This window comes from Vibrio sp. 1751, assembly GCF_033339895.1.
Lineage (GTDB): Bacteria > Pseudomonadota > Gammaproteobacteria > Enterobacterales > Vibrionaceae > Vibrio > Vibrio alginolyticus.
This window is the reverse complement of sequence record NZ_JAWOVM010000006.1, coordinates 59,064-72,832: the sequence shown is the minus strand read 5'-3', so window position 1 is coordinate 72,832 and position 13,769 is coordinate 59,064. Positions and strand designations below refer to the sequence as shown.

The following is a 13,769-nucleotide window of genomic DNA, read 5'->3' as shown; positions in this document are numbered from 1 at the left end:
AAGTCTGACACTTCCATACAAAATGTGACATTCGTCGCAACTATTCCATAATAAAAAACACTGTTTTATACTCCCTCTACCCATAATTTATAAACAAACAAAAAGTATGTTTCGCAAACTGTCTTCCAACAGCGCTTGGCTGATTGCTTTTTTTGCTTGCTTTGCAGTGTACCTGTCGATCGCTTGTTATCCTTTTGTGTTGTCTAACAATCAGAATGAACTGCTAACCTTGTTGCAAGGTTACTATTTGGTTTCGACTCAATATGGCTGGCTGGGCTTGATCGCTCTTCCATTTATGTTGTTGAGTTTATTGCTCTCTTTTCTACCGACTCGAGTATTCAAAGGCATCGTGATCGCTATCGCGATCTGTCTATTGATCATGTTTAAAGTCGATATCCTCGTTTTTCAGCAATACAAACTTCACATCAACGCTCTATTAATCCGTATGTTTTTCGAAGGTGGCGGTGATGTCTTCGATATTTCGTGGATGAGTTGGCTTATCTTCGTCAGTGAAGTTACCGTTCTGGTGATCGGGCTCGCCTGTACCGTTTGGGTAAGTAATAAACTGGCACAAAGCCGAGCTAAGTTCGTTTTGATCAGCGTCTGGTTTGCTGTATTGCTCAGCACACAGATGATTCATGCGTACAAAAATGCCCTTTACGAAGATGAAGTCAGTCAGTTTTCGAATAACTGGCCACTTTACTACCCGCTGACGGCTCGTAAATTTATTTACAAACACGACCTAGTGGATGAGAGCATTGCATCGAAGAACCGCGTAGAGTTAACCAACATTGAACGTAGCTCACTCAACTACCCGCTTGCGCCGATTCAAGTGCAAAGCAAAGAGAAACAGCCCAATGTCTTGTTTATCTTGGTTGACGCGTGGCGCTACAGTGATGCGACGCCGGAAGTCATGCCAAATGTCAGCAAGTTCGCCGAAAAAACGGTGAATTTCACACAACATATGAGCGGCGGCAACTCAACTCAAGCGGGTATTTTCAGCCTGTTTTACAGCTTGCCAGCGACCTACTGGGAAAGCTTTTACGCAAGTCAACGCTCTCCTGTTTTTATGGATACGCTGCAAGCAGAAGGCTACCGCATGGGCATTTTTGGCTCAGCACCGCTCACCAGTCCGCCACTCTCTCGCACGGTATTCAAAAAAGTGTCGGACTTGACCCTGAAACAAACTGGGGAAACAGCTGTCGAGCGCGATCAGCAGATAACAGACAAGTTCATCGAGTTCCAAAAGCAGGACAGCGACAAGCCGTACTTTGGTTTTCTGTTCTACGATGCCGCCCACGGCACGGTGTTTCCTGAACCTGAATTTGCGAAATTCAAACCATACTGGGAACGCGTTGACCACATTTTGCTCAACAACGATTTTGACGCTTCGCTTTACCACAATCGATACAAGAACTCGTTGTACTACATCGACAGCTTGATTGGTGATGTGCTGAAAAACGTCGACTTAGACAACACCATTGTGGTGATTTCATCAGATCATGGTGAAGAGTTTAACGACCATAAGATGAACTATTGGGGCCACACGGGTAATTACAGTGACGTTCAAGTGCATGTGCCTCTTTACGTGTACATGCCAAATCGTCAGCCAGAGCAAGTTGATTACCGCACGACCCATTTTGACGTCGTGCCAACCATGATGAATACGCTGTTTGACGTTCAAGGCACAACGAGTTCATACAGCGTTGGTCATAACTTGTTTGATAGCTTTGCCTCTCGCGATTGGTATATTGCAGGCAGCTACTACAACTATGCATTGGTCGGCAAAGAACTGATGCTTGTGGTAAACCCTGGCGGGCACTCTCAGCAACTGAATCGCCAGTTAAAAGTCGAGAAAGAACAGAAAGTTCCTGTCGATATCATTCGTCATTCTCTGGATGAGATGTCGCGATTTTACAAAAAAGGCTAGTGTCCAACATCGACGCCGATTGAAATAAAAAAGCCTCTTGGTTGTAAGACCAAGAGGCTTTTTCCTATCTGCTATTTAAGCGTGATGAGCGTGCATCAAGCGTGGCTGAATCAATAAGTTGTTGATGTATTGTAAAGCCACATAAGAGACAACAAATGTTGCCACAATCAACTCAAGACCAGCTAAGCCTCGCACTTGTTGAACATAGTGCGCAGCCAATCCTTGCAACTCCATCCAATTCGCCATTTTAAACAGCGCCGTCGCACCGATCACCATCGGGAAAGTGAACGCCGCATAGCCTGGGCTAAATGGCAGTCTAAGCAATTTAAAGAATGCGAGGTAAATGATGGCTGTCATCAATACCGCGATACCAAATAGCATAGCGATGATCACTGGTGATGGTGTCGCAGTGACCGTTAAGTACCCTGCCAATGATAGACTTGCTGGCGCTGCCATGATTGCCATTGTTGGTTTCGCTGCATCCGGAATTTCATGGGTGAACATGAAACGGTAAATCATCATCGGCAACATGATCGCGTACGCCACCATACCAAACATCAATGCACCTTGTGCCACTGGTGCTAACATCGGGTTGCCAGAGAAAGACACATCCGCAACGATAATACCCACAGGCGGTACAAACCAACTAGGAACCATGTGGTGCAATTCAAAATCTTTGGCGCGATGGTAAACAAAGCTCACCAAGAACACGATGTGCAAAACCACCGCAATCAGCCAAAGCGCATCGCCAGCTAATGGGTAAAAATGGCCGAGAGAATTTGAAACCACCATGGTTCCCATCGCAAATGTCGGAACCACGCTGCCCACAACCGGATGAGCAAGATCTTGTCTCAATAGATGATTATGTAGCAAAAACTTGGTTGCCAATATAGCCAATAATATGCTCGCGATACCCGCACTAATCCACTGTCCGTAGCCATGTAATTCGGCGAAGTTCTCCCAACTCCAGCCCAAGCTTGCAATACCAAGAGCCAAACCCGCCATTGGAGTTGGTGCTCCCATTACTTTTGCTTTTGTTCTTTGAATCATAATGACCTCAACCAGACTCACTCTTGATGGGACGTATAATACGCTTGCACTTCGTTCCGATATATCTAATTATTTAAAACAAACGTTCAGAATTACTTAACGGTGGGGTATGGCAAGTCACATTTCTCTTAAACAACTGAAAGTGTTTACGACGATCACGCAGCACAAAACGCTCACAGCAGCTTCTGATAGTCTCTTTTTATCGAAAGCCGCAGTGAGCATGGCACTCTCAGAATTAGAAAAACAGATCGGCCATCACTTGTTTGATCGTGTTAATAACCGACTGATTTTGAACCAAGAAGGTCAAAAACTGCTACCACTGGCGGATGAGTTACTCAACCGAGCCAAAGACATCGAGAGCATTTTCGATGGTGACCAAGCGCTATCGGGCCAACTTCGCATTGGTGCCAGCGACACCATTGGCAACCAAGTCGCGCCCTATTTGCTTAGCGAATTTCGTCAGCAAACGAACCATCGTTCTCAAAGCCTGTTCATTTCTAACTCCGCACAAATCTGCGACATGCTGACCGATTACGAGTTAGACATAGCCCTCATTGAGGGCAAAACACTTCACCCTGAATTGCAGTCTACCCAGTTTAGCGAAGATGAAATGTGCGTGATTTGCGCGCCCGATTACCCAGCCGCGCACGAAGGGCCAGTAAACTTAACCGAGCTAGAAAACAGTGAATGGATATTGCGAGAGGCAGGATCTGGTTCACGCGAATTTTTTATGCGCGTTGTCGCGCCGCGCTTGGAACATTGGCATGAAGCTTTTCAGCTCAATACCACCGAAGCGCTGATCAACTCAGTATCGGCAGGGTTAGGCTTAGGTTGCTTGTCACGTTTGTCTGCAGAACCTGCTATTCGTGACGGCCGCGTAAAACTGCTCGACATGCCTTTAGATATGAAACGTCGCTTCTGGTTACTGGTTCATAAAGAGAAATATCAAAGCCCATTGCTCAAAACGTTTATCGAATTTTGCCAAGATTGGGAGCGACCAACAAACCTTCCTTTGGCGGACAAATCCGCAAAGTGAAACCAAGATAGTTTAAATGCTAGTCAGTTAGTTGTACGTGTCTCTCATTCTGAGGCTTGTCGCTAGACTTGATTGGTCAAAAACTGTATAAAAAGCCAGTATCAATACACCAAATTAGGGGACCAACCATGGCTGTAATCGTCAAGTACGTGGTAGAACGCAATGGAGAAGAGAAAATGACTTTTACCTCTAAAGCGGAAGCTGACGCATACGACAAAATGCTGGATATGGCAGACGAGTTATTCTCACTGCTGGGTAAAAGTGAACTTCTAGAAGACGAAGGTAAGCAAGAAGATCTTGCAATGTTCCTTGCGCAAAACAAAGAAGAAGTGCTTTACGCTCTGGGTGCAAAACGTAAACCTGCACCAAAAAAAGCAAAGAAGCTTGAAGCTGTTGAAGAAGATAGCGAGCAAGAAGACGCTGCATAAGCCTCTCATTTGTTTAGAAAAAACGTCGCATTATGCGGCGTTTTTTTATTCCTTCCGTTTATCTCCATATATCTCTGAGAATATAAAGAACCGATTTAATATCCCAAATTGCTCTAAATTTCATGTTGCAGATTAGTGTGACTTAGATCTAGTCTAAATGGGTTCGGTGATGGGGTACCACCGGAATCGAAAGATTCGAACCGCTGTTAAAGCTAATGACTCCTACAGAAACGAAAACAGGTCAGCCCTGTTGGAAGTGCTTTCGCTTATGTTGTGAAAGCGAGAGTTCTGTAGTGAGCAATTCAACTCTTCTCCAACCCCGCTCCTGTTTTCTCAAAAATTAAAAATACACTGGGAAAACATTATGCAATATTCACACGAAATCCAATCAATGTGCCCGATTCAACGCGGCGATCTTCATGCATCTGCACCGATCCCTGTTGAAGGCGCAATGATCAATCCAAAAGACGTTATCGCGATTTCTGGTCTTAGCCACGGCGTTGGCGCTTGTGCTCCTCAACAAGGTGCAGCAAAACTGACTCTTAACATCAAAAACGGCATCATCGAAGAAGCTTTGATCGAAACGATCGGCTGTTCAGGCATGACTCAATCAGCCGCGATGGCCGCAGAAATTCTAACAGGCAAAACCATTCTGGAAGCACTGAATACCGACTTGGTATGTGATGCTATCAACGTCGCGATGCGCGAAATCTTCCTTCAATTTGTTTACGGTCGTACTCAATCTGCTTTCTCTGAAGGTGGCTTGGAAATTGGTGCGGCATTGGAAGACCTTGGTCAAACTCAACGTAGCCAAGTGGGTACTAGTTACTCAACTAAAGCAAAAGGCGTGCGTTACATGGAGTTAGCAGAAGGCTACGTAACAAAACTCGCGCTAGACGAAAACAAAGAAGTGATTGGTTACCAATATCTCAACCTAGGCAAGATGATGAAAGCCATCAACGAAGGCGTATCTGCAGCAGAAGCCGCAGACAAAGCAACGGGGACTTACGGTCGTTTTGACGAAGCCGTAACGACCATCAACCCACGCCAACAATAATTGCCACCAAGAGGAAAGAGATTATGAACACTCCAATTACTGAATCTGTACGTCGCACATTAGACGAAATGCAACTTTCTTCTCCGGAAGAGGCTTACCAATACTGTATGGATCGTGGTATCGACCCTAAAGCACTAGTGATGGACACTCAACCTATCGCGTTCGAAAGCGCGGCCGATGCCTACACACTGGGTACGGCTTTGGCGATTTTCCGCGGAGCAAAAACAGCAGAAGAAGCTGCAAACATCATCGGTGAAGGTCTTCAGGCGTGCACTAAACCCGGCAGCGTGGCAGAGCAACGCCAAGTGGGTATCGGTCACGGTGCATTGGCGGCTCGCCTACTGAATGAAGAAAGTGGCTGTTTTGCTTTCCTTGCTGGCCATGAGTCATTCGCAGCGGCAGAAGGCGCAATCAAAATCGCATTGAACGTGAACAAATCACGCAAAAATCCGTTGAAAGTTATCCTAAATGGCTTGGGTAAAGACGCCGCTTACCTAATCTCACGCATCAATGGTTTCACTTACGTACGCACTCAGTACAACTACCAAACTGGTGAGTTAGTGGAAGTAGAACGTCGCCGTTTCTCCCAAGGTCCACGTGGTGAGATCCTTTGCTACGGTGCAGACGATGTGCGTGAAGGCGTGGCTATCATGCATAAAGAACAAGTGGATGTGAGCATCACTGGTAACTCAACCAACCCGACTCGCTTCCAACACCCTGTAGCAGGCATCTACAAAGCAGAACGTAACCGTGAAGGCATGCCTTACTTCTCTGTGGCATCAGGTGGTGGTACTGGTCGTACTCTACACCCAGACAACGTGGCGGCAGGTCCTGCCTCTTACGGCATGACAGATACCTTGGGTCGCATGCACGCCGATGCGCAATTCGCGGGTAGCTCTTCAGTACCAGCACACGTAGCGATGATGGGCTTCATCGGTATGGGCAACAATCCAATGGTAGGGGCAACGGTTGCACTTGCAGTAGAGGTCGGTGAGCTAAGCCTCTAAGTCGATTTATCGCTTTACTATCCAAAGTCAGTAAATCCAACAAACCCAGTGTAGGGAGAGTGACTTCGGTCCTCCCCTTATTTTTTTGCGATGCTCCCTTCTCCCACTTCACTGTGTCTCTGCCCAAAATCGGCCTGATAAGGCTTTTGCGACACATTTCTCATCAGACAAACATATCTCTAAAAAGACAAAAGGTATCCATCTACGGACTTTCTCCATTTCCCCTCTTTAAACTCCCCAACACTCTCTTTATGATGACCGACAACTTAATTATTTCTTGTCAGTGAACAGACGAGACACAAGACTCAACACATGGAGATCAACTATGGCTTTCTTCTCTCTAGCCTTTGGTACGGCAACTAAAAACCGCGACGGCAAAATCATCGAAGCGTTTTTCCCAAACCCAGTTCTTAACCCAAGCGAAGCGCTTGTTAACGCACTAGCAGCAGTAGCAGGTTATGAGCAAGGCAACCAAGCTATCGAGATCTCTGCAGCACAAAGCGCAGAACTGGCAGCAGCATTTGAAGCAAACGGCGATGCGGCAAACGCTTCTTTCGCAGCAAAAGCAGCAGAATCAGCACAACCACTTGTACTGGTTATCCTTGCAACTGACGAGCAGCCACAAAGCGTTGCTGAAGGTTTCCTAAAACTTCAACTTATCTCTAATCGCCTAGTTCAACCACACGGTACGGTACTAGACGGTATCTTCGGTCTACTACACAACATCGCATGGACTAATGAAGGTCCAATCGACCTACCTGAACTAGCAGAGCGTCAAATCGAAGCTCGCCTAGCGGGTCGTGCACTAAGCGTAGATTGCGTAGACAAGTTCCCTAAAATGGTGGACTACGTGGTACCAACTGGCGTTCGTATCGCTGACACTTCTCGCGTACGTCTTGGCGCACACGTTGGCGAAGGCACAACGGTAATGCACGAAGGCTTCATCAACTTCAACGCGGGTACAACAGGCGTGAGCATGGTTGAAGGTCGTATCTCTGCTGGCGTAGTGGTTGGTAACGGCTCTGACATCGGCGGCGGCGCATCTATCATGGGTACGCTATCTGGCGGCGGTAAAGTTGTGGTTTCTATCGGTGAAAACTCTCTACTAGGCGCGAACGCAGGTCTTGGCTTCCCAATGGGTGACCGTTGTACTATCGAATCAGGTCTGTACGTAACTGCTGGTTCTAAAGTGCGCATGCTAGATTCTGAAGGCCAAGAAGTAGAAGTTGTGAAAGCCCGCGATCTTGCTGGTGTTTCTGACCTACTGTTCCGTCGTAACTCTGTAACAGGTCAAATCGAGTGTCTTGCAAACAAGAGCGCGGTTGAACTGAACAGCGAACTGCATAAAAACAACTAATTCATTCGTGAATTAGCCCTACGAAAAATCCCCCAGCAGGAAACTGTTGGGGGATTTTTTAGCTTACAGCAAAATGCGTGATTACTGATTTAAAAAGCTGACCGCTTTATCTGGGAAATCAGTAAACAAACCATCCACTTTTACTTGGTTGTAGTACACATCCATCATGCCTTCAAAGCTGTCAGTGTACGCTGGAATGCGTCCTGGATCGGCGCGGAACGTGTATGGATGCACTTGCAAGCCAGCGTCTTTTGCAGCCTTCATCAACGGCTTGATGATGATATTGTCTTTGGTTGACTTATCATCCACCAGCATCGGCTTCCAAGGTCCAATTCCTTCCGCGTAACTCGCTACTTTCTTCATTCCGTCGGCTTCGAACATCCAGTCATAACTGTATGGTGTTGCCTTGTCGCCTTTGTACACCATAGTTTCGTTCCAGTCCGTGTAAGCCATAAGCTGAACGAGCTTTAAGTCCATGTCCATTGCAGGCATGAGTTCACTGTTGATGCGTTGAAGTTCATTCGCATCAAAACACTGAAGGTAGACTTTGTCGTCTTGAGAGCCGTAACCGTACTGCTTCAAGACTTTAAGTACTGCTTTAGAAATGTCCTTACCTTCATGACGATGGAACCAAGGCGCTTTAATTTCTGGGTAAATACCGATGTCATAACCCAGCGTTTTGTTTAAGCCTTGGATCAGCTCAATCTCTTCAGCAAACGTCGGCACGGTGAAATCAGATTTCCACATAGGGAATCGGGTTGGATAGCCCGCTACTTTGTTGCCTTTCTCATCGATGTTGAACCCTTCGGTAACTCGCAAGGATTTGATTTCCGCCAGAGTGAAATCAATCGCGTAATAACGACCATCTTTACGTGCACGATCAGGAAAACGCTCCGCAACATCCGTTACGCGATCGAGATAATGGTCATGCAACACGACCAACTGGTCGTCTTTCGTCATTACCACATCTTGCTCTATGTAGTCAGGTTTCATTGCGTAAGCAAGTGCTTTGGCTTCTAGCGTGTGCTCAGGCAAGTAGCCCGATGCACCACGGTGCGCAATGACAAGCGGCTTCGCAATCGCACCAGCAGAAAGGCTAAGTGCTAAAAAAGTAAGACATACTGACTTTGTTTTCATTGTTATTTCCTTGATAAAGCGAAGAGGCAGTATTCCACTGCCTCTTTAAATAAATATTACGCTAGCGCTTCCTTCTCGCGCTCTTTTTGCTCGTGGTGCGCACGCTCACCTAAGAAGGCGTACATCAAACACACGATAGAAGTAATACAAGAACCCACTAAGATGATAAAGCCACCATCCCAGCCAAAGTGGTCTACGGTGTAGCCCAAAATCGCGTTTGCGGCAACTGCCCCACCCAGGTATCCAAACAAACCAGTAAGACCAGCGGCAGTACCTGCGGCTTTCTTCGGAGCGAGTTCAAGTGCGTACAAACCGATCAGCATAACCGGACCATAGATTAGGAAGCCAATTGCAATAAGCGCCATCATATCTACTGTTGGGTTGCCCGCAGGGTTAAACCAATAAACCATCACTGCAACTGTCACTAACACCATAAATAAGATACCAGCAGGTGCACGACGACCTTTGAACAATTTGTCAGAGATCCAACCACACAATAGTGTTCCGGGAATGCCAGCCCATTCGTATAAGAAATAAGCCCATGACGATTTATCTACCGAGAAATCCTTCGCTTCTTTTAGGTAAACAGGTGCCCAGTCCAGTACGCCGTAACGAATTAGGTAAACAAATGCGTTTGCAATTGCAATCGACCAAAGAAGTTTGTTGTTGAAGACGTATTTGAAGAAGATTTCCTTCGCTGTCATTTCTTGTTCATGGGACTTGTCATAGTCATCTGGGTAATCGTCTTTGTATTCTTCAATAGGAGGCAGACCACAAGACTGAGGGGTATCGCGAACCGTCATCCAAACAAACACAGCAACCAACGTGGCGAAAAATGCAGGAACATAAAATGCAGTGCGCCAATCATCGTTAAATGCCCATAGGCCAAGAATAAATAGTGGACCAATCAAACCGCCACCCACGTTGTGCGCCACGTTCCAAACCGAAACGATCTCACCACGCTCTTTACGTGACCACCAGTGCACCATGGTTCGGCCACAAGCAGGCCACCCCATCCCTTGGAACCAACCGTTCAAGAAAAGCAAAATGAACATCGCAGTGACGCTACCAGTCGCCCATGGCATAAAGCCAAAGCAAAACATCACTAATGCAGACATCAATAGGCCGCCACTAAGGAAATAGCGAGGGTTGGAGCGGTCTGAAACGCTGCCCATTAGAAACTTAGAGAGACCATATGCAATGGAAACAGCTGCCAAGGCGACACCTAAGTCTCCGCGGCTAAAGCCTTGCTCGATAAGATAAGGCATCGCCAAACTGAAGTTTTTACGAACTAGATAGTAACCGGCGTAGCCAACAAAGATACCGATAAAGAGTTGCCAACGGAGGCGAGAGTAGGTGCTATCGATGCTGCCAGGGGACAGACGATCAATGTGCGCCTTAGGTTTGAATATTCCAAACATAGGAACCTCATTATTTTGTATGCGATGGTAAAAACACAAAAGGAGCGAACGAAACAAAATAAATCTTCGTTCGAAAGTTCATGAATTGTATGGAGTTAGGATTTTATTTCTGTGACAAATGTTGCACATGGATTAAATATAAGTAAATACAGTAAATTATATGAGCATTAATTAGATCATCGTTCAACTTTACTCAAGATTCGTTAATATGAAACTGATATTCAAACCTCTCACTTGAGCATTCCAATTCGAAACCTTTGAAACAAAGGCTCGAATTAGAACATAAACTAACCGTAAAAAGGGCGATTTACGCCTGCCCTACTCGCTCCGAACCAACTAATAACTAAAAAGCTGAAAAACGATCACGTTTAGCATCAAACGAAATAAAAAAAACAATTTTTATTTGAATACAAGCCGAAGCAATGATTCACAAACACAAGACATTAACAGCGTTTATTCTCTTCTCAACTCATCCTATTGGTATCAATGGGATGACGATTTTTTCTAAAAGTCCAAACATGACAGCGTATTTTTTTATATCACTGCTAGCCCTTGATACATTTGACATCCTCCTACTCCTTTAGGGTTAACTGCTACACAAGTTCTGTGTAATAAATCTCCAAGCACGTAGCAGCTTCACAAAACTCCTCTTACCAGTTGTGCATTCTTTTTCACATCGGTAATTTGAGCGCTCTCAACACTGACCTCGTGACAAATAAATTATTTTCGTTGTGTTCTTTTCCGGTTAAAAGATGCGCCATTTAACAAAAACGAAGACTTTGATTAACAAATTTATGCTCAAACGCTCATTTTTAACGCTCGTTTGTTTTCGCAAACGTTTATATATGCACAATAGTATCGTGCTAGACAGGCAAAAATGATCAAAGGACTTTTAACATGACAACGAACAAACACCCCTCTCTGCTCGGAGAATGTTTGGCCGAGTTTATCGGTACAGGACTACTTATTTTCTTCGGCGTAGGCTGTGTTGCAGCCTTAGTTCTAACAGGCGCATCATTTGGACAATGGGAAATCAGTATTGTATGGGGCTTCGGTGTCGCCATCGCTATTTACTGTACGGCTGGCGTCTCTGGTGCACACATCAACCCTGCCGTTACCATCGCACTTGCTATGTTCCATGGTTTTGATAAGGCGAAAGTGGTGCCATACATTATCGCTCAAATGCTTGGGGCATTCTGTTCTGCTGCATTGGTATACAGCTTATACAGCAACCTTTTCACCGACTACGAAATCGCTCATAACTTCGTTCGCAGCAGCCAAGATGCACTAGCAACTGCTGGTATCTTCTCGACTTATCCGCATGCCTCTCTCTCTTTCTTTGGTGCTTTTGCTGTGGAATTCGTTATCACTGCTGTACTGATGTTTGCGATTCTGGCTCTGGGCGATGAAAATAACGGCGCGGCACGTGGCGCAATGAACCCTCTATTGATCGGTATTTTGATTGCCGTCATCGGTGGTTCACTTGGCCCACTAACAGGCTTTGCTATGAACCCTGCTCGTGACTTTGGACCGAAGCTGTTCGCTTACTTCGCAGGTTGGGATTACGCTCTGACAGGTGCTAAAGACATTCCTTACTTTATCGTGCCTTTACTTGCTCCGATTGCAGGTGCGTGTTTTGGTGGTTGGTTGTATCCAAAAGCGATTGCAGCTTACCTTCCACAACAAGGCCACGGTTGTACGATTCCAAACCAATGTGAGACGGAAGAAGAAACAGAAGAAGCTAGAGCTTAAAACTGACGTAACTCGAACATTTACTAAAATATAAATAACGAAACAAAAGGATTCTTACCATGACTGAGCAAAAATACATTGTTGCCCTAGACCAAGGTACAACAAGCTCTCGCGCTGTGATTCTTGATCATGATGCGAACATCGTAAGCGTCGCGCAACGCGAATTTACTCAGATTTATCCAGAAGCTGGTTGGGTTGAACATGATCCAATGGAGATCTGGGCAACACAAAGCTCTACCTTAGTAGAAGCTCTAGCTAAGTCTGGCATCCGTAGCGACCAATTAGCGGCTATCGGTATTACTAACCAGCGTGAAACGACCATCGTCTGGAACAAAGAAACCGGTAAACCCGTTTACAATGCGATCGTATGGCAATGTCGCCGTACTGCTGATATCTGTGAAGATTTAAAAGCACGCGGTCTCGAAAACTATGTACGTGACAACACTGGTTTGGTGCTTGACCCTTACTTCTCCGGTACCAAAGTTAAATGGATTCTGGACAATGTTGAAGGCGCACGAGAAGACGCAGAAGCAGGTAAGCTGTTGTTTGGTACTGTCGATACTTGGTTAGTTTGGAAGATGACTCAAGGTCGCGTTCACGTAACCGACTACACTAACGCATCGCGTACCATGCTGTTTAACATCAACGATCTATGTTGGGATCAAAAAATGTTAGATGAGCTTGGCATCCCAGCATCTATGATGCCAGAAGTGAAGCGCTCATCGGAAATTTACGGTAAAACCAACATCGGTGGTAAAGGCGGTACTCGTATTCCTATTTCTGGAATCGCAGGTGACCAACAAGCGGCGCTTTACGGCCAAATGTGTGTTGAAGCGGGTCAAGCGAAAAACACTTACGGTACGGGTTGTTTCTTGCTAATGAATACGGGCCAAGAAAAAGTCACTTCGACACATGGTCTTCTAACAACTTTGGCTTGTGGTCCTGCAGGCGAACCAGCTTATGCACTTGAAGGTGCCGTATTCATGGGTGGAGCTTCTATCCAATGGCTACGCGATGAATTGAAAATCCTAAACGGTGCAGAAGACTCTGAATACTTCGCGACAAAAGTGGATACATCAAACGGCGTTTATGTCGTGCCTGCATTTACTGGTTTAGGCGCACCATACTGGGATGCCTACGCACGTGGCACGATTGTCGGCCTTACTCGCGGTGTGAATTCAAACCATATCATCCGTGCAACATTGGAAGGCATCGCTTATCAAACTCGTGACGTACTGGATGCGATGCAAGCTGACTCAGGCATTAAGCTTGCGAACCTTCGCGTCGATGGTGGTGCAGTAGCGAACAACTTCCTCATGCAATTCCAATCCGATGTATTGAACACAGAAGTACACCGCCCTCAAGTAACTGAGGTTACCGCTCTTGGTGCAGCCTACCTTGCCGGCCTTGCAGTTGGTTACTGGGATAGCATTGATGAGTTGCAGAATAAAGCGGTACTTGATCGCACCTTTGAGCCACACGATGATGAAGAAAAACGCAATCGTCGTTACAAGGGTTGGAAGCGTGCAGTGAAATGTGCACAAACCTGGTCTGAACTTCACGACGAAGAAGATTAATCTCATCTCCATAAGAA

General features: G+C 45.9%; 11 protein-coding genes and 1 riboswitch. Of the genes, 8 read left to right on the top strand and 3 right to left on the bottom strand.

The features are described 5' to 3' along the window. The first annotated feature begins 106 nt into the window (after positions 1 to 106). Complete coding sequence (locus R7041_RS04155) at positions 107 to 1,930, top strand: DUF3413 domain-containing protein (protein ID WP_318114608.1); 1,824 nt, start codon at positions 107 to 109, stop codon at positions 1,928 to 1,930. 75 nt (positions 1,931 to 2,005) lie between these two features. On the opposite strand, the gene R7041_RS04150 is transcribed toward R7041_RS04155, so the two are convergent. Continuing rightward, a complete protein-coding gene (locus R7041_RS04150) occupies positions 2,006 to 2,980 on the bottom strand; it encodes a TDT family transporter (protein WP_017636010.1) in 975 nt (324 codons plus the stop codon). Positions 2,981 to 3,089: 109 nt separating this feature from the next. On the opposite strand from R7041_RS04150, the gene R7041_RS04145 reads away from it, so the two are divergent. From R7041_RS04145 to dapD, 5 genes are all read left to right on the top strand, one after another. After that, positions 3,090 to 4,016, top strand: coding sequence for a LysR substrate-binding domain-containing protein (locus tag R7041_RS04145; protein ID WP_025768221.1), 927 nt, complete (start codon positions 3,090 to 3,092; stop codon positions 4,014 to 4,016). Between the two features lie 128 nt (positions 4,017 to 4,144). Then, positions 4,145 to 4,444 carry a YebG family protein gene (locus R7041_RS04140; protein WP_005380208.1) on the top strand — a complete coding sequence of 100 codons (300 nt, stop codon included), beginning with the start codon at positions 4,145 to 4,147 and terminating at the stop codon, positions 4,442 to 4,444. Positions 4,445 to 4,600: 156 nt separating this feature from the next. Beyond that, positions 4,601 to 4,676: riboswitch (Fluoride riboswitch) on the top strand. Positions 4,677 to 4,808: 132 nt separating this feature from the next. Next, positions 4,809 to 5,501 carry an iron-sulfur cluster assembly scaffold protein gene (locus R7041_RS04135; protein ID WP_005380206.1) on the top strand — a complete coding sequence of 231 codons (693 nt, stop codon included), beginning with the start codon at positions 4,809 to 4,811 and terminating at the stop codon, positions 5,499 to 5,501. 23 nt (positions 5,502 to 5,524) lie between these two features. After that, positions 5,525 to 6,508: a GGGtGRT protein gene (locus R7041_RS04130; RefSeq protein ID WP_258512728.1), complete on the top strand. Its 984-nt coding sequence runs from the start codon at positions 5,525 to 5,527 to the stop codon at positions 6,506 to 6,508. Positions 6,509 to 6,833: 325 nt separating this feature from the next. Further along, positions 6,834 to 7,865 (top strand): 2,3,4,5-tetrahydropyridine-2,6-dicarboxylate N-succinyltransferase, encoded by a 1,032-nt coding sequence (gene dapD, locus R7041_RS04125; RefSeq protein ID WP_017636007.1) that lies wholly within the window; start codon positions 6,834 to 6,836, stop codon positions 7,863 to 7,865. An 81-nt stretch (positions 7,866 to 7,946) separates the two neighbouring features. Here the strand turns inward: dapD and glpQ are convergent, their stop codons facing one another. Next, positions 7,947 to 9,002, bottom strand: a complete 1,056-nt coding sequence (glpQ, locus tag R7041_RS04120; RefSeq protein WP_005380201.1) for a glycerophosphodiester phosphodiesterase — start codon at positions 9,000 to 9,002, stop codon at positions 7,947 to 7,949. A 56-nt stretch (positions 9,003 to 9,058) separates the two neighbouring features. Continuing rightward, entirely contained in the window at positions 9,059 to 10,423 is a 1,365-nt protein-coding gene (gene glpT, locus R7041_RS04115; protein WP_005380199.1) for a glycerol-3-phosphate transporter, read from the bottom strand. Positions 10,424 to 11,320: 897 nt separating this feature from the next. On the opposite strand from glpT, the gene R7041_RS04110 reads away from it, so the two are divergent. Both R7041_RS04110 and glpK read left to right on the top strand, forming a co-directional pair. Next, a complete protein-coding gene (locus R7041_RS04110) occupies positions 11,321 to 12,175 on the top strand; it encodes an MIP/aquaporin family protein (RefSeq protein WP_005380195.1) in 855 nt (284 codons plus the stop codon). 59 nt (positions 12,176 to 12,234) lie between these two features. Further along, complete coding sequence (glpK, locus tag R7041_RS04105; protein ID WP_005380193.1) at positions 12,235 to 13,752, top strand: glycerol kinase GlpK; 1,518 nt, start codon at positions 12,235 to 12,237, stop codon at positions 13,750 to 13,752. Positions 13,753 to 13,769 lie beyond the last annotated feature (17 nt).